The following is a 17196-nucleotide window of genomic DNA, read 5'->3' on the forward strand; positions in this document are numbered from 1 at the left end:
GTACCCCGGCCGTCCTCCGAATCCACCTGGCGGCGGACGATTCCTGTGGATTCCTCTTCTCCTTCGTCCTGTGTTGAGTATGTTTGTGCAGGTCAGAGCCTAAACCGTGAACCGGGTGAATGCCCGCCGGGCGGCGGCCGGAAGTGGCCGGGCGATCACGACCGCGCCCGGCTTCTTCACCCGCCGCGAGTTCACCGACCGGTATGCGGAGCTGACCGGGTTCGACCTCGGCGACCTTGACTTCTACGTGGCGTTCGCGTGCTTCAGGCTCGCCGTGATCCTGGAGGGAATCCACGCCCGCTTCCTGCAGGACGTCGCGCGCATCGCGTCCTGGACGCCGGTTCTCGCTGGTAGAGGTGCACCCCTCAGCAGTAGTAGGACACTGACGCCGAGCCGCCGGGGGAGAACGACACCGACCCGCTTCTGCGGCCAAGGCAGAGGGTGACCGTGCGCTCCACACGCACGAAGGCCGTGCCGCCCGCGGACAGATGCCCGCCGCCGCTCGCGCTCACGTCGCCGCGCGTCCCGGTGACGCGCCAGTCCACCGGCCCGCCGATGGCGGTGACCTTGATGGAGCACGCCTCGTCGCCGCCCATGCCGCACCCCTGAACGGAGAGCTGGCCGGGTGCGGGGGGTGTGGGCGGCTTGCTGTCCGGGGACTGCGGTGTTCTGGAAGGCGTCTTGGACGGGGTCTTGGACGGTGAGGGAGACTTCGACGGTGACGGGGACGTCGAGGGCGACGCGGACGATTCGGTGGGGAACGGGTCGCTCGGCGCCGGCTCCGGGCCGGTCCCGGGCGGCTCCCCCCTTCCGCTGCCGCCCGGCGCGGGACGCTTCCCGGCGCTGCTGGTCCCCGACTCGCCGCCGAACGCCGACATCGCACCGATCAGGAGCACCACGGCGGCGACGGCCGCCGCCGCGGCGCCGATCAGCGGTCCGCGGCGGCGGGGGGAGCGCTCGCGGGCGCGCGAGGGGGCGGGCTCGTAGGGGAGCGGCCAGCCGTACTCGTCGAACGGCTCGGTCCAGGCGGCGATGGCGCGGCGGTTGTCGGCGCGGTCGGCGGCGGTGGCGGCGGTCAGCACGTCCAGCCGCAGGTCGGCGGGGATCGCGGCGATCGGCAGCACCGACAGCAGCCGGTCGGCCGGCAGTGGCGGGGTGTCGCGCGCACCGCACGTCGGGCAGCTCGCGACATGCCGGACGAGGGAGGACGACGTCTGCGGCGACAGCGGCCAGGACTCGGTCAGCGCGGAGACGCTGGGGCAGTCCTTCCAGTGGTTCTGCGCGATGAGGGACGCGTGCAGCGCGGCGGCGAGGTCCTCGCGGGCCTTCTCCACCAGCCGCAGGGTGTCCTCCAGCGGGATGCCGAAGATGCCCGACAGGTCGACCTCGTCCAGCTCGTGGCGGACCGACAGGTCGATCGCCTCGCGCTGCCGGCCGTTCAGCGCGGCGAGCGCGCTGTGCGCGAGCAGCCGGCGCTCCTCGCGGCGGGCGAGCTGCTCGGTGCTCAGCTCGTCCTCGGCCTCCGGTGCCTCCTGGCCGGTGTGCCGGTTGGGGCTGTCGCGCCGCCGCATGCACTCCTTGCGGGCGATGGAGTACAGCCAGCCGCGCAGGCGATCCGGCTCGCCGAGCCGTCCGACGTGCTCACGGGCCGCGATGACGCAGTTCCGCAGCGCCCCGGCCGCCTCCACGCGATCGCGCAGCAGGCCGTGACAGTAGTCGTAGAGGAACGGCGCGTAGGTGTCGTAGACCTCGGTCAGCGCGATGACGTCCCCGGCCCGCAGTGCCTCTGCCAGCCGCTGGTCGTCGAACCGCCCGGGCCCTGGCTCACCGGCCACGGGATCCCTCCAGGTGAAATCGGTGTCGTTGAACAAGCCCCCGGTGAGCCGCCGACGCCTCTCGGCCCGCTCTGGTTGCCTGATCTTGCCACCAAGTTCCTGGAATTTCTCCCCTATGTGCGGACTTAAGTGACCGATGCGGTACGCCCCGTGGCCGTCTCGCCTAGTAGAGCGTTGATTACACCACTGAATGTGATGTGGATCACTCTTGACTTACTGGTGCGTCAGGGCTTGGCCGCGTCGCACTCCAATGTGATCGACGCGACACCGTTGGGGGAGAAGCGCACCGCGCCCGCTCCGCCGCCCTCGGGGCACTGGCCGTCCCTGAGCGTGACGGTGACGGTCGACGAACCGCGCTCGCCGAGCCGTCCGCCGCCCCCGCCGACGATGAGATTGGGGGAGGAATCGATCACCGACCAGCGCACCGGGCCGCCGACGGCCGTCACGGTGACCGAGCAGCTGCCGGAGTTGCGGATCGTGCAGCCGCTGACCGACAGCGTCCCGGCCCTGGTACGGGTCGGGGTCGGGCTCGGTGGACGACTGGACGGCGGCCGGGTCCGCGTCCGCGTCGGGGTCGGCGTGGTGGGGGTCGGCGTGGGCGTCGGCGTGGTGCTGCTCTTGGTCGGGGTCGGCGACTCGGACGGAGAGGAGGAGTCCGCTGGCTCCGACGGGTCGGGCGTGGACGCCGCGATGCCCGCGGGTCCCTTCGCCCCGGCCTGCTCCTTGGATGAGCCGGGCATCAGGAAGAAGGCGCCCGTGACGATGAACATGACGGCGGCCGCGGCGGCGACGGCCGGCAGGAGCGCGCGTGGGGTGCGCCGTCGCGGGGCCTCCTGCGGTGCCGAGTGGTCGGCGTTGATCGGCCAGCCCCAGGAGTCGAACGGTTCCGCGCGGTGCGCGATGGAGGCGAGGTCGGGGGCCAGCGCCGGGTCGGTGGCGGTGGCCATGACGAGCCCCCGCAGGTCGGTCGGCATCATCGCGACGGGCAGCACCTGGAGCAGCCGCGCCGCGGAGAGGCGTTCGCGCCGCGCGTGGCAGACCGCGCAGCCGCCGATGTGCTGGACGACCCGCTGGGTGACCGGCGCCGGGAGCGGCAGCTCGCCGTCGCCGACGAGCGGGGCCAGCTCGGCGCACTCGCCCTGACCGGTGCTGACGAGGTACGCGGCGGCCAGCGCGTCGTCGAGCCGGGCGCCGGCCTCGTCGGCCAGGACGGTGGCCTCCTGCACGTCCATGCCGAGCACGCCCGCGATCTCCGCCGCGTCCAGGCCGTGCCGCAGCATCAGGTCGAGCGTCTCGCGCTCGCGGCCGCGCATGCCCGACAGTGCGCTGTGGACGAGCTGGCGGGCCTCCAGCCGGCGTGCCCGCTCCGCATCGTCCACGAAGCCGTCCTCGACCTCGGGGGCCTCGTGCCGCTCGGGTGGACGGTCGGGGTCGCGTAGCCGGCGCAGGCACTCGTTGCGGACGAGCGTGTACAGCCAGCCGCGGAACCGGTCTGGTTCGCGCAGCACCGAGACGTGCGCGTACGCGGCGATGAGCGCGTCGTGCAGGGCGCGAGCGGCGGACTCCTGGTCGCGCAGAAGCGCGTGGCAGTAGTCGTAGAGGCGCGCCGCGTAGCGGTCCATCACCTGGATGAGGGCGCCAGGGTCGCCGGCGGCGAGCGACCGCGCGAGCCGTTCGTCATCGGCGCGGTCGAGGCTTGGCCAACCGGACACGAGGTCCTCCCGCGAGCTTGTGATCGGCCGAGTTCACCCGACGGTCCGCCGGGTCCCGGCCTTTCGATGAGGGTCTCGCCCGGGGCCGGGGGTCGGCCTGCGCGCCCGGGGCGTTCTACAAAAAGGGAGCTCTTCCGGCCTATGGGCCGGTCGGCCGGCCCGGCGACTTGATGGGGGGCCGGTGGCCGCTCCCCGTCTCGGGCCGGGGAGGGAGCTTACTTAGGTCGGAGGCCCGACGGCCCCGCTCCCCGTCGGGCCTCCACCTAGATTGACGATCGGCTGAGGCGTGGGGTTGACACAGATCGCAGGAAAAATCGAGAAATTCGATACGTGTCCGGAAGATCACGAAGTGATACGTCGGGCCAGCATCTTGAGGAAGATCTTGGAAATCTCCTGAGGCGTCATAGCGATCTGGACATTGCCGTTGGTGGCCGCCGCGATCTGCTGGAGTTCGCCCCGGTCAACGCCCTTCCCAAAGCCGATCATGTTGACCTGGATGGGCTTGTTCGGATCCTGCATGCCCTTGAGCCGCTTCAGGGTCTCCGTCAGGGACGGGCCGTCGGGATCGTCGTTCTTACCGTCGGTCAGCAGCAGGATGGAGTTGCCGAACTCCGGCTTGTACGTCTTGTTCATCTGCTCGTACGCGGCGAGCATCGTCCGGTAGAGGCCGGTGTCGCCGTTCGGCTTCGGCTTCATCTGGTTCAGCATCGACAGGACGAGGTTGCGCCGCGTGTTGGACCCGACGCGCTCGCCGAGCGGCCCGACCGACACGGTCTCCCGGTAGGGCTGCTTGCCCTGCATGTCCGTCGAGAACAACCACTGGCCGAGCTCGGTGTCGTTGGACATCATGCTGAGCCCGCCCTGCGACACCTGCGCGATGGCCTGAAGCCGGTTCGTGCGCGGCCCGACCTCCTCGGCCATCGAGCCCGACACGTCGATCAGGGTGAGGATGCGCAGCCCCAGCGACAGCTTCGACCACGCCTGCATGACCTGCGAGACCTCGGTGCTCTTGGGCACCGGAAGCTGGCGCGGCCGCGCCGGGCTGACGCCGAGCTTCGGGCCGAACCCGGTCGGCGCCTTGCCGTCCGGGGAGCGGAACCCCAGGTCGCGGACGTCGGCGCGGGTGCGCTCGGTGCCCATCGCCTGCTCCAGCATCTGGGCGGCCTTCTGCTTGTCGCCGTCGTCGCCGGTCACGATGTACGGGTAGTCCATCGACAGGGTGCCCTCAAGCGGGTACAGCGCGACCGCGGGCTCGGCGGGCCGCCCGCGGTTGTAGTTCCACAGCGACTGCTCGGACGACAGGGAGATCGGCTGCTTGCCCGGCCTGTCCTTGCGGAAGTGCGTGAACTCGGCCGGGACGGTCGGGACGGTGCTCTCCCGGACGGTCCGGACGATTCCCGTGAAGATCGACTCCCGGTTCGGGTCGTTCGCCAGCAGCGCGTTGGTGATCATCAGTGAGCCCATCCCGGCCGCATTCCGCGTCGGGTCGGGCACGAGCAGCCGCACCGAGCCGGCCGGGATCATCTGGTTCTTGGTCACCGCGCCGCCCGCGACGCCGCCCGCGGCCTTCAGCAGGTTGTCCCAGGACGGGGTGGCGGTGACGCCCTGCTGTTTCAGCTGCCCGGCGAGCGTCTGGGGGAGCCCGACGACGATCGGGCTGGACGCCACGGACGTCTTCGTCGGCACCACCTTCCGGGCATCGTCGCCCGATCCCTGGGCGAAGGCCGTCCACAGGGAGGAGTCGGGGATCCACACGTCCGGGGTGCGGTTGGCGGGGTTCGCGACGCCCTGCCCGGACAGCAGGGTCGCCATCGCCGCAGGCTCGGCCTTCTGCACCTCCGCCCGGACGCACGTGCCGCCGACCTCGTGCTTGCCGTCGTTGAAGCGCCCCGCGGCCTTGACGATGACCGGCTCGATGTCGGGCGCCGCCGCGACCGTCAGGGTCAGGGCGCCGTCACCGCCGCAACTGCCGCCGCTCTCGGCGAAGGCGTACACCCCGACGCCGAGCAGCAGTGCCAGACCGACCGCGCCGGCCATCGGGCCGATCAGGGCGGCCGCGCTCCGTTTGCGCCTGCGCCGCCCGTGCTCGCCGGTGCCATGGCCACCGGGGCCGCCCGGTCCTCCGGGCCCACCCGGGCCGGATCCTCCGGAGCCGCCGCCGGGACCGCCGGGTCCGGCCGGGCCTCCGGCGCGTCCGCCGAAGAAGCCGGTCGGACCGCCGTCGGAGCTGCGGATGGAGTCGTACTCGCTGTACCCGGTTCCGGCCAGCGGTGAGCCGGGGCCCTGCGCCGGACCCTGCCGAGACGGCACGATCGGATATCCCGACGAGCCGGTCATGCCCGCCGTTCCGAAACCGCCGGTGCCGGAGGCGCCGCCCCACTCGCCCGAGGCCGAGCCGTAGACGGCCTCCTCGGACGACTGTCGCGGTGTGAACCAATGGGGCGTCTCACCAGAGCCCGACTGGGGACCGCTCTGGGGGAGGTGGGGGATCGGGGGCATGCTCGGCGGGAAGCTCGGGGGCGCGCCGGGCGGGGGCCCTTGCGGGGGGCCGGGAGGAGGATTCTGGGGTTCTTGCGGATAGGAGCGGCTCTGGCTGTCGCGTGTCCCGAACCAGTCGGATGACCCGTCGTTGGCGGGGCCGAAAACCGGCGTGCCGGGATCAGGTCCGTCGTCGCCCGTTCCCTCAGGGAAGTCATTGCGATGACGTCCGCTCATGGCTGCCCTCGATTCACCAGAAACGCGCCGATGTTCCCCGGCACTGTAGTAGTACGAACCAGAGGTTACAAAGAACTCAAAACTGATGATGACGCAGGTCATGTGCGCATGTCCCGACAACCCCGGCATCTCGGGTGGCCGTGACGCCCCGCGATCGGAGCGGTACTTTACGGTACCGTGATGCGCGTTCTTCCGATAATCAAGATCGAATTCTGAAGGTTCTCGACCGTTCGCGGCCGGCGATGCTCGGTTCCCAACAAAACGGCTCCGTACGGATCATGTAGCGTCCCCCGGCAGAATTGGGGGATGGCCCGCCTGGTACCCGTCTCCGACCCCGACGACCCGCGCCTCGCCGACTACGTCCGGCTCCGGGACGTGAACCTCCGTAAGAGCCTGGAGGCCGAGCACGGGCTGTTCGTCGCCGAGGGCGAGAAGGTGATCCGCCGCGCGGTCGCCGCCGGGCATCCCGTCCGCTCGCTCCTGATGGCCCGCCGCTGGGCCGACCCATTGGCCGACCTCCTGGACGTCCTGGACGCGCCCGTCTACATCGTCGACGACGCGACGATGGAGGGCCTGGTCGGCTTCCAGGTCCACCGCGGGGCCCTGGCATCCCTGGCGCGGCTACCGCTGCCGCCGGTCGAGACGCTCATCGACGGCGCGCGCCGCATCCTCGTCCTGGAGGACCTCGTCGACCACGGCAACGTCGGCGCCATCTTCCGGTGCGCCGCCGCTCTCGGCGTCGACGCGATCGTCCTGTCGCCGCGCTGCGCGGACCCTCTCTACCGCCGATCCGTGAAGGTCTCCATGGGTGCGGTCTTCGCCATCCCCTACGCCCGCATGAGCGACTGGCACGGCGGCCTGGCCGGCCTTCGCGCCGCGGGATTCACTCTCCTGGCCCTGACGCCCGACTCGTCGGCAGTCCCCCTGGACGAGGCTCTGGCGGGCGACCGGACCGCCCTCATGCTCGGCTCGGAGGGCGACGGCCTCTCCTCCCGCTGGCTCCACGAGGCGGACGAGGCCGTCCGCATCCCCATGAGCCCCCACGCCACGTCCGCGGGCGTGGACTCCCTCAACGTGGTCGCCGCCGCCGCGATCGCCTGCCACTCGCTCGTCCACGCGGTGCGTTCGTAGCGGCACGGCGGACCGCCCGCGGACCGCACGGCGCGGTCCCGGTCCGTCCGTTCCGCCGAACCGGGACAGGCCAGCGGGAGCCTACTTGGCGAAGGTGCCGCGCCTCGCACGGCGATGCGTGCCCTTCGCGCGCCGCGCCCGCGCCGCCGCGGCGGAGCCGGGCGCGTCCCGGCGTCCGAGCCGGAGCTGCGTCATCAGCAGGAAGAACGCCACCATCAGCGCCGCCAGCCATGCGATCTGCGTGCTGGCCATCCGGTCGAACGTCAGTTCCTGCGCGACGGGCGCCTTGTTGTTGCGCAGCCGGCTCGCCGGCGCCGCGGGCTGCGGGCTCGGTGCCACCGACGGGTTCGGCGCCGCGATCGGTGGCAGCGCCACCTGCGGGTTCTTCGGGTCGAACGAGGAATTCGGTGCGGGCGGGACGTATCCGCCGTTGTTCGTTCCGGAGCCGCCCGTGCCGCCCGTGCCCGAACCGCCGGTCCCGGAGCCGCCGTTGCCGCCGCCGGACCCGCCGCTGTTCGAGCCGTCCTTGTCCTTGCCCGCCTTGCCGTCCGACGGTCCCTTGCCCTTCCCGGGCGACAACGTCGGCTTCGGCTTCGGCTTGGGCGCCTTGTAGGTGACCTTCGCGGCTCCCGGCATGGACTTCATGCCGGTCGCGCCGACCGTGACGGTGATCGTCACGGTCGCGTTCTTCTTGATCGACTCAGGGACGAGCAGCGTCGAGACGACGGTGTCGCGCTCCCCGCTCTTCAGCGTTCCCACGGTGCAGGCGTTCATCGTGAACGGCTTCTTGCACTCGCCGCCGAGGACGGGCTTGACGCCTTTCGGGGCGGTGGCCTGGATGTCCAGGACCTTGACACCCGTCACTGTGCCGTCCTTGGCCGACAGGTGGATGTTCACCGTGACGCGCTCGCCGGCGTTGACGTTGGTGTCGACGGGATCGATGCTCACGATGAGTTTGCCGGGCGGATCCACCGGAGGCGTCGTCGACGACGCGGTCGGGGAGACGGACGGGGACGGGGTAGACGAGGGGGTCGACGACCCGTAGGCGATCGCGGAGCCGGAACCCGCGGCGAGGACCGCCGCCGTTCCGATTCCCAGCAAGATCGGTTTCGTCGCCGATCGATTGGCCACCGTCGCCGCACCTCCGCCGCATCGCCATTGAGCGTCTGAGCCCCGTCGACTTTACCCGGGGAGTCCATGCCGGAATCATGCCAACACGGATGAACGCGTCAAATCAAGCCCAGAAGAGCATCCCTGTCAGTCAGCTGTACTCCTCACGCAGATCCTCGATCTCCGAACTCGGCGCCCACGCCTGCCAGATCCCCTGGTCGATACGGTCCAGGCCGAGTCGCTCGGCCACCGGGGCACTGCCACCGGAATACTCCACCCGCAACCAGGATTCATGCTCGCCCACAATGACGAACCTCTCACCACGCCACGTGCACGTCGTCCGCACGTAGCGTAGCTCCTCGACTTCCGAAGCCGGAACGATCCGCCGGAAACGTCCCGGACGCAGCTCCTCGAACCCGTCGGTGGGCTCGGGCGCGTACAGCCGGATCTCGCCGTCCGCGCCCGGCGCGGCCTCGAAGTCGCGGCCGAGCCAGCGCGCGACGTAGCCGTCCCGGATCACTGCGCCGCCCCTGTCCGTCCGTCCCAGCCCTCGGGACCGGTCGCCGCGTCCGGCCGGAGCCAGGCGAGCCTGTCGGGGTCGTACATCGCGATGAACCGCTCGGATCCGTCCGAGCCGAGGTAGTACATCTCCGCGCCGTAGGGGAGCCGGACGCTGTCCACCTTGTACTCGCGGATGGAGCCGGCGCTGCCCGGCGCGAAGCCGGTACCGAGGAACGGCGGACGCTCGATCACCCATCCGGCGTCACCCCACGTCGCCATCTCCTCCGCGTCCCGCCCGCCGAACGGGACGCGGTACAGATCGGGGCAGTACGCGGGCCACCGGATCACGTAGACGCCTTCGTCGCCCGGCGAGAACGACGAGTCCTCGTAAAGCAGGCCCAGCGCCTCGTACAACTGGACCGGCGTCTGCAACTCGGTGACGTCGCCCGTCGGGTGGACGAATCCGCCGACCCGGTCATAGCCCTGCTCCAGGTACCACCCGACATGGCCGTGCGGGACGACCTTCTGCATGATGGCCGGCTGCGTCACCGGGTCGGTCTCGAACTCGGCGAACGACGCCGGCGTCATCGCGTCCTGGACCGCGCTCTGCGCCGACGGCGTGGGCGAGAGGTCGGGTGGTGGTTCGGACTGCGGCAGCGGAGCCTCGGGCCTGGTCTGGACGAGCCCGACCCGCACCGCCCACTCGCTCAGCTCCCGCACCTGGTCGCCGCGTAGAGACGCCCCTATGCGCGTACCCGGGTTGAGCAGCATCGCCCAGTCATTGCGAGGCCAGGCGCCGATCAGCTCCCGGAAGTCCGCGTACACGAACCTCGACTCCGGCAGCACCTCCCGCAGCCGCACGAGCGATGTGAAGACCTGCACCGACGATCCGGCTTGGAGCGCCGCCTCCCAGCGGAACTCCCGCTGCACCGGCGTGACCTCAAGCGGCGCGTCCTGCGGGATGGGCACCAGCACGTTCGCGTTGAGCAGCACCCGCAGGAACGCGTCGGAGTCCCCGCCCTGCGTCGCCTCGTACAGCTCCTGGTCGATGCGGTTGCCGGGTTCGAACTCGCGCTCCGCCGGGCGCAGCCGCGCCGCGGGCTCCGGCTCCGGCGCCGCGGGGACGGCCGGTCCCGCCGCCGGTGCGGGCGGCGCTTCGGCGATATGCGGCATTTCGGCCGCAGGCATTTCGGCCGGGACCGCGGGAGTCTCCGTGGCGGACGCGGACACCTCCGTCACCGCTGGAGGGGGAGTCTGTGTCACTGCCGGAGGAGGAACCTGCGTCACTGCCGGGGGAACCTGTGTCACGGCCGGAGGGGGAACCTCGTCCACGGCGGGAGGGGGTGCCTCCGCCACGGGGGGCGCCGCGGCGGCGGGCTCCGGCGTGTCCTCGGGCACGCTCCGGGACGGGCCGCTCAGCACCCGCACCTGCGCGCCGGGCATGGTCGCGTCGATCGGCGTGCCGGGGTTGAGGACCAGGGTCCAGTTCGTGTCCGGCCACGCCGACACCATCTCCAACAGGCTCGGCATGACGAACCGTGACGAACCGATCGCCTCGTTCATCCACTTCAGCGACGTGAACAGCTGGATGCACACCTCTCCGTGGACGGCCACCGGCCGCCACGGGAAGTCGGCGTCGTCCGGCGCGATGCCCCAGGGCGTCTCCGGCTCCGCCGGGACGAGCACCTGCGCGCCGAGCAGCACCTTGAAGAAGGTGTCGGTGTCACGCCGCTGCGCCGCGTCGAAGAGCCGCTGCTCCACGTCGTTCTGCGGTTCGAACCCCTCCGTCATCCGCTGCGCGGCGCGCTGGTCCGCCCACCGTGCGAGCCCGGGCAACTGCTGCGCCAGGATCGTCCCGCCCGCCGGGGAACCGGAGTTGATCGCCAGCACCCACTCGGGGTCGGGCCAGTACCGCAGCGCCACCGTGAACGGCAGCTTGATGTACTCCATCCCCGGTCCCGCGGCCTCGATCAGCCGCTCGGGCGAGGTGAACACGGGCACGACCGTCGCGCCGTCCACCTCCCGCGTCTGCCACGGGAAGCCGCTGCGGCCGGGCCGCAGCGTGTAGTCCATGTCCTCGGGCGTGGGCAGCAGCACCTCGGCCCCGGCCATGGTCTGGAGGAACAGGTCATGGTCGTTGCTCGCGGCGGCCCGCAGCAGCTCCCGCTCGACCTCGTTGGCCGGCTGGAACGCCGGGCGGGGCTCCTCTCGTACGAGCTCCCGGTGCTGTGCCTGCAACTCCTCCCAGCCGGCGTCGTCCTCGGCGGGCGTGGCGGGCGTGGCGGGCGTGGCGGGCGTGGCGGGCTCGGCTGGTGCGGGCGGCGTGGCCGGTGCGGCGTGTTCACCATGCGGCGACGACAGGTCGGCCTGCGTCGCCAGCGGGTCCTGCGGCGCCGGGCCGCCTTGCGCGGACGGCCCGTCCGCGGGCGCACCAGTGGGGCCCGCGGCCTCGCCCTGTGCAGCCGGTGCAGTCGGCGGGGCGGGCGCCACCGGCGCCACCGGCGGGCCTGCCGGAGGCGTCTCGGCCAGCGGAGGGTGGGCACCGCCGGTTGAGGCGACACCCGGTGAGGAATGCGGGTCGTGACCGCGTGGTCCAGGCACGTTCTGCGGGGTGGGCCCGTCCATGTCATCCATGGCGGACGGCCCGGCGACGTCCAGTGCCGCGGGCTCCTCCTGCGTCGGGGTTCCGAGGTGGGGGAACGCGCCACTGGCGGACGAGGGGCCGCTCGGTTCGGCGGCCCCGCCTCGCGCGGACGGGTCCACGTGCGCTGGAAGGTCGATCAGTGTCCTCGACGGATCCTGCGCGGGGGGCACGTCTTGGGTGGGTGTGTCGTTGCGCAGGTCGTGATCCGCGTGCTGCGGGGCGTCCTGGGGCACCTGACCGGTTGCCTCGACCTGAACGGTCGGTGCTGTGGATGCTGCGGGCGCGGGCGGTGCCATGAGGTCGGGTCGGCCGGCCTGGGGCGGCCGGCCGTCGCCCTCGGCGACCTGGCGGACGAACCAGGCGGGCATGCGGGCCTCGATGGGGAGGGCGATGCCGGTGACGTCGCGGCCGGGGGCGTCGATGGCGAGCCACCAGCGGGCGTCGGGCCAGGTCTCGGCCAGCGCGGTGAAGCGGAGCGTGAGGTAGTGCCGGTAGGACGGGCCCAGGCAGGCGTGCATCGCCGAGGCCGAGGTGTAGGCCAGCACGTGGACGCGGCCGTCCTCCTCCTGGGTGGGCCAGGAGGGCTGGGCCTCGTTCGCGAGCACGTCGTCGATGACGTCCGGTGGGACGGGGACCACGAGCTCGCTGTCGGCGAGGAGGCGGAAGTAGCCCTCCTGATCCCCGGCCCGGACGGTGTCCTGAAGCCGGCGCTCCAAGTCCGACGTGGGTCGCCAGGCGTCGGCCACGGTCGGCACCCCCTGATTCCTGTCGTGCTGTCCCCGGCCCGCCGGAGCGGAACTGCCTACGCTACATGGGCGAAGGGGACCAATCGTCCGAGTCCGCGAGTTCGCCGGTCAGACGGGTGAGCGCGGCGAGCAGACGGTCGATGTGCTCCTCGGTGGTGCCGACGCCGAAGCTGGCGCGGACGGCGGTGCCGTCACCCGACAGCAGGTGCCGGACGAAGGGGTGCGCGCAGAACTTGCCGTCGCGGACGCCGATGCCGTGCCGTCCCGACAGGGCGAGGGCGACCTCGCGCGCGGGGAGGCCGTCCACGGTGAAGGAGACGATGCCGACGCGGGCACCGCGGCCCCACAGGGTGAGCTCACGGACGCGGGGAATGGCCGCGAGACCGGAGCGCAGCCGGTTCAGGAGGCGTTCCTCGTGCGCGGCGAGCGCGTCCCAGTGCGGGACAAGGGCATCACACGCGGCGGCGAGCGCGATGGCGCCGAGGACGTTGGGGGTACCGGCCTCGTGGCGCTGCTCGGCGGCGGACGCCCAGCGGGTGCGGGAGGCGGTGACGGACGCGCTGGCGCCGCCGCCCTTGAGGTAGGGGTCGGCGGCGCGCAGCCAGTCGGACCGTCCGGCGAGGGCGCCCGCACCGAACGGCGCGTAGAGCTTGTGGCCGGAGAACGCGACATAGTCCAGGCCGAGCTCGCTCATGTCGAGCGGGCGGTGCGGGACGAGTTGCGCCGCGTCCACCGCGATGCGGGCGCCGTGCCGGTGCGCGACCTTGGCGAGCTCGCGGATCGGCCACAGCTCGCCGGTGACGTTGGACGCGGCGGTGACGACGAGCAGGCGCGGGCCGCAGGGGGCATCGGCGAGCGCCTGGTCGGCCAGGGTGATCGCCTCGGCGGGAGTCGCGGGGGCCGGGAGGCGGACGGCGCGCCGCCATGGCAGCAGGGACGCGTGGTGCTCGGTCTCGAACACCACGACCGTCGTGCCCCTGGGGGCGGCGTGCGCGAGGAGGTTCATCGCGTCGGTGGTGTTGCGGGTGAAGACCACCGCGGCGCGTCGCCAGGCGCCGAGGAACTCGCGGACGGTGTCGCGCGCCTCCTCGTAGGCGTCGGTCGTCACCTGGGACGGGTAGCCCGCGCCGCGGTGGACGCTGCTGTAGTAGGGCAGCGCGCGGGTGACGGCCTCGTGCACCGCCTCCAGACACGGGGCGCTCGCGGCGTAGTCGAGGTTGGCGTACGGGACGCGGCGTCCGTCGTCGAGGGGGACGAGGGCGTCGGCTCCGATGACCTTCGGCCGAACCCGGACCCCGGGACCGTGCGTCACAGTGTGCGAGGAACGGACGGGGGCGAGGGTGGACATACGGGACCTTTCGGGTCAGGGACCCGGGGAGCGGGCCCGCGCTTGCCGGGGCGCGGTATTGCGCCCGGCCAGGTCCTCACCCGGGGCACCCCATCGCGGACGAAGGGTTGCCGGCCAGCAAGCCGGGGCTTGACGCTGGCACTCATGACCTAGTGCGGAAGTATATGCGGAGCCTGTCGGGGATCAGAAGGGCCCGTCGGAGATCGAGAGGGAGGGTGCGATGCGGTACGGGGTGGTTCGGGCGCTAGCCGGGGGCGCGGTGGCGCTCGGCGCGTCCGGCCTGCTGGGCGGGTGCGGGGCGCTGGGCGGCGGAGACACCGGCCAGGTGTGCACCGACACGAGGAAAGCGTTCCAGCAGTACGTCACCCAGGTGCGGAGCGTGTCGGCGGCCGAACCCGGCCAATGGCGGCAGGCCACCGAGCAACTCGCGGGACGGCTGGACGGGCTCGCCGGCAAGACCGGCGACAGCGATCTGAAGAAGGCGCTCAAGACGGAGGCGGACCGGCTGCGCGCCGCCGCCACGGCCGTCGGCACCGGGGACGCGTCCCAGCTCAACACCGTGATCAGCGACACGCCCGCGCAGATCGGCAAAGCCTGCGACTGACTGCGCTCCGCCTCGCGCCGTCAGCCGTCGGTGCGGGGACGGCTCGGACCGCCGCCTCCGCCCGGATCAGTGCCGGAGCCGCCGTCGTCCCCGCCGTCGCCCGGCTCGTCCCCGCCTCCGCCGGGCTCGCTCGGGGAGTGCGTCGGAAGGCCGGTGGGAGGCGTCGGGATGTCGGGGCCGTCGGGCCCGTTGGACGGCGGGTCCTGTGACGGGAGGGACGTGCGCGGCGGCTCCGTCCCGCCCGGCCTGCCGCCGAACGTCGGCCCGTCGTAGCCGCCGCCGGTCTGCACCGAGGGCGAGCCGAAGGACTTATGCTCGTAGCCCTTGATGTTCACCGCGTCGCTCATGTACGAGTTCCAGATCTGCGCGGGGAGCTGGCCGCCATACGCGCCGTATCCGGGGATGTTCAGCGGCTTGTTGTCGGTGCGGAACATCGCGACGGTCGTCGCCATCTGCGGGATGAAGCCGTTGAACCAGATCGCGCGGCCCCCGTTGGTGGTGCCGGTCTTGCCGGCGACGTCGCGGCCGTCCGGGAGCTGCGCGGCGGTTCCGGTGCCGCCCTGGACGACCCGCTGCATCGCATACGTCGCGTCGCGGGCGACCTGGGTGCTGAACGCCCGGTTGCTCTTCTCGGCGAACGTGCGCGCCTCGCCCTTGTTGTCGGTCACCGACTTGACCACGAACGGGGTCTTGTGGACGCCCTCGGCCGCGAACGTCCCGTACACCCCCGCCTGCTGGACGGGGTGCAGCGACACGACGCCGAGCGGGAATGTGGGTGCGGCCCGCTGCGCCGGGGTCATCTGGTCGGCGGGTATGCCCATCTTCTCTGCCATATCCGCGATCCGCCGGGTGCCGATGTCCTGGCCGAGGTTGACGTAGGCGGTGTTGATCGAGTGTTCGGTGGCGGTGACGAGGTTCACCTGCCCGAAGCTCTCACCGCTGTCGTTCTTGATCGGAGTGTTGTTGAAGTACTGCGGTGAGCTGCCGTTGTAGCTGCTCATCAGGCTCTTGCCGTCGTCCAGGGCGGCGGCCAGCGCGATCGGTTTGAAGCCGGAGCCGACCTGCGCGGTGTCGTAGAAGGCGCTGCTGGCCATCTCGTCCAGGTAGTCGCGGCCACCGTAGAAGGCGAGGACCTGCCCGGTGGACGGGTCGACCGACACCACCGCGGTGCGGATGCGCTTGCTCATTCCCTCCGGGGTGTTGGCGTCGACGGCCTGCTTCACCGCGTCCATCAGCCGCTTGTCGAACGTCGTGGTGATCTTCAGTCCGCTGCGGTTGATCTCGTCCTCGCTGTAGCCGCGGCGCTCGATGAGCTCCTTCTTGGCCACATTGACCATGTAGCCCTTCTGGCCCTTGAGAATGTCGGTGATCTTCTGCTTGACCGGGAGCGGGAACTGCATCGCGGACGCCTCGGCCTGGGTGAGCGCGCCGTCCCGCACCATGTTGGCGACGACCGCGCGCCAGCGCTGCTCGGCGTAGGGACGGTGCGCGCCGGTGGGGTCGGAGAAGTTGCTCGGCTGCTGGATCGCGGCGGCGAGGTAGGCGCCCTCCGCCGGGGTCAGCTCGGAGACGTCCTTGCCGTAGTACGCCTTGGCGGCGGCCTGCACCCCGTAGGCGTCGCGCCCGAAGTAGATGGTGTTGAGGTACTGCTCCAGGATCCAGTCCTTGGACTTCTCCCGGCCGACCTTCAGGGAGACCATGATCTCTTTGAGCTTGCGGGTGACGGACCGCTCCTTGCCGATGCCGCCGTAGTAGTTCCGGACCATCTGCTGCGTGATGGTGGATCCACCCTGGAGCTGCTCACCCGTCACCGTCGACCAGAACGCGCGTGTGGTGCCCTGCACGGATACGCCCGGGTCCTGGTAGAAGCTGCGGTTCTCCGCCGCGATCACCCCGTTCCGGACGCCCATGGGGATCTTGTCGAGGGTGACCGCGTCCCGGTTGACGCCCGTCTTGGCGATGAGCGTCTTGCCGTCGGAGTAGTAGAACGCCGGCCCCTGCGCGACCGCCTGCTCCTGCGGGGACGGGACCGGCGTGAACAGGTACGCGATGCCGAAAGCGGCGATGAAGAAGCCGATGAAGCCGAGGAGCAGGAACAGGAACCGTCGCGCGTACCGTGCCTTGCGGCTGCGCGGCTTCTTACCGCCCTTGCCGCCGGGCCCGCCCGGCGGCCGCCCGCCGCGGCCGCCCGCCGTCGAGGTCTCATGACGCCCGGTGGCCTCCGTGGGGTCCGCGGTGGGGTCCGTGGTGGTCGTGGGCTTCTCCGCTTCGGCGGCGTCTGTGGCGTCGGTGGGGGAGCTCAGGTTGTTCAGACCCTTTTCGGCTTCGGGGGTGTCGGCTTGGTCCTCGTGCGGGACGGCCTCGGTGAGGTTCTTGTGGCCGTTCTGAGATATGTCGCCTTCGTCGGAGAATTCTGATTCTCCGGAAGAATCCTGATCGCCGGGTTCCCGGTCGTCCATGGTCAGCGTGGCGCCGGCCCGTTTCGCCGGCGCCAGGGCGGCTTCGCCGGCCTGCGCCAGGTCCGTGACCTGCTCGCCTGCGGCCTGCTCGCCCGTGGTCTCCGCGGCGGCTTCGCTGCCGCCCAGCGGCGTCCTCGCCGCGGTGTCGTCCCGATTCACTTCGCCCTGCCCGCCGGGCGCGTCGCCCTCCGGGCCCTTTCTGCCGATGCTCACAAGCCCCCCGTGATTATTGCGTTACTGACGATACCTGAGGGCGTCCATGCGTCGGGCAGCTCTGATTGAAGGCGGGCACAGCACGCTCTTGGCCTCATCAAGAAGAAGACGACCGATGCCGTCGCCCGGTTGTCGTGACGCACGTCGCACAACCGGCGAATCGCCGTCCCGGGCGCCG

11 protein-coding genes and 1 riboswitch are annotated in these 17196 nt (G+C 71.5%); of the genes, 3 read left to right on the forward strand and 8 right to left on the reverse strand.

Annotated elements, in window-relative coordinates:
* The first annotated feature begins 106 nt into the window (after positions 1-106).
* The gene (locus AMA02S_RS45305; RefSeq protein ID WP_439951614.1) at positions 107-445 is read left to right on the forward strand and encodes a hypothetical protein; all 339 of its coding nucleotides are present in this window, start codon (positions 107-109) and stop codon (positions 443-445) included.
* Here AMA02S_RS45305 and AMA02S_RS28295 read toward each other — a convergent pair.
* From AMA02S_RS28295 to AMA02S_RS28305, 3 genes are all read right to left on the reverse strand, one after another.
* Positions 366-1835 carry an RNA polymerase sigma factor gene (locus AMA02S_RS28295; RefSeq protein ID WP_157430874.1) on the reverse strand — a complete coding sequence of 490 codons (1470 nt, stop codon included), beginning with the start codon at positions 1833-1835 and terminating at the stop codon, positions 366-368. The two genes, AMA02S_RS45305 and AMA02S_RS28295, sit on opposite strands and share 80 nt — an antisense overlap.
* A gap of 224 nt (positions 1836-2059) precedes the next feature.
* Complete coding sequence (locus AMA02S_RS28300; protein ID WP_067463800.1) at positions 2060-3547, reverse strand: RNA polymerase sigma factor; 1488 nt, start codon at positions 3545-3547, stop codon at positions 2060-2062.
* Positions 3548-3889: 342 nt separating this feature from the next.
* Complete coding sequence (locus AMA02S_RS28305) at positions 3890-6046, reverse strand: substrate-binding domain-containing protein (RefSeq protein ID WP_281181927.1); 2157 nt, start codon at positions 6044-6046, stop codon at positions 3890-3892.
* Between the two features lie 522 nt (positions 6047-6568).
* Here AMA02S_RS28305 and AMA02S_RS28310 point away from each other — a divergent pair.
* Complete coding sequence (locus AMA02S_RS28310) at positions 6569-7393, forward strand: TrmH family RNA methyltransferase (RefSeq protein WP_067463806.1); 825 nt, start codon at positions 6569-6571, stop codon at positions 7391-7393.
* Between the two features lie 81 nt (positions 7394-7474).
* Here the strand turns inward: AMA02S_RS28310 and AMA02S_RS28315 are convergent, their stop codons facing one another.
* From AMA02S_RS28315 to AMA02S_RS28330, 4 genes are all read right to left on the reverse strand, one after another.
* Positions 7475-8524, reverse strand: coding sequence for a hypothetical protein (locus tag AMA02S_RS28315; RefSeq protein ID WP_157430875.1), 1050 nt, complete (start codon positions 8522-8524; stop codon positions 7475-7477).
* Positions 8525-8654: 130 nt separating this feature from the next.
* Positions 8655-9023, reverse strand: a complete 369-nt coding sequence (locus AMA02S_RS28320) for a UCP033725 family protein (protein ID WP_067463812.1) — start codon at positions 9021-9023, stop codon at positions 8655-8657.
* On the reverse strand, positions 9020-12403 hold the full coding sequence (locus AMA02S_RS28325; RefSeq protein ID WP_067463816.1) for an SseB family protein: 3384 nt from the start codon (positions 12401-12403) through the stop codon (positions 9020-9022). The genes AMA02S_RS28320 and AMA02S_RS28325 overlap by 4 nt, the downstream gene beginning before the upstream one ends.
* A 52-nt stretch (positions 12404-12455) precedes the next feature.
* Positions 12456-13742 (reverse strand): aminotransferase class V-fold PLP-dependent enzyme, encoded by a 1287-nt coding sequence (locus tag AMA02S_RS28330; protein WP_084265680.1) that lies wholly within the window; start codon positions 13740-13742, stop codon positions 12456-12458.
* A gap of 33 nt (positions 13743-13775) precedes the next feature.
* Positions 13776-13892, reverse strand: a riboswitch (SAM riboswitch).
* Positions 13893-13962: 70 nt separating this feature from the next.
* On the opposite strand from AMA02S_RS28330, the gene AMA02S_RS28335 reads away from it, so the two are divergent.
* Complete coding sequence (locus tag AMA02S_RS28335; RefSeq protein WP_067463819.1) at positions 13963-14346, forward strand: DUF8711 family protein; 384 nt, start codon at positions 13963-13965, stop codon at positions 14344-14346.
* A gap of 20 nt (positions 14347-14366) precedes the next feature.
* Here the strand turns inward: AMA02S_RS28335 and AMA02S_RS28340 are convergent, their stop codons facing one another.
* Complete coding sequence (locus tag AMA02S_RS28340) at positions 14367-17018, reverse strand: transglycosylase domain-containing protein (RefSeq protein WP_067463822.1); 2652 nt, start codon at positions 17016-17018, stop codon at positions 14367-14369.
* Between the last annotated feature and the right edge of the window lie 178 nt (positions 17019-17196).

This window comes from Actinomadura macra NBRC 14102 (assembly GCF_001552215.1).
Taxonomy (GTDB): domain Bacteria; phylum Actinomycetota; class Actinomycetes; order Streptosporangiales; family Streptosporangiaceae; genus Spirillospora; species Spirillospora macra.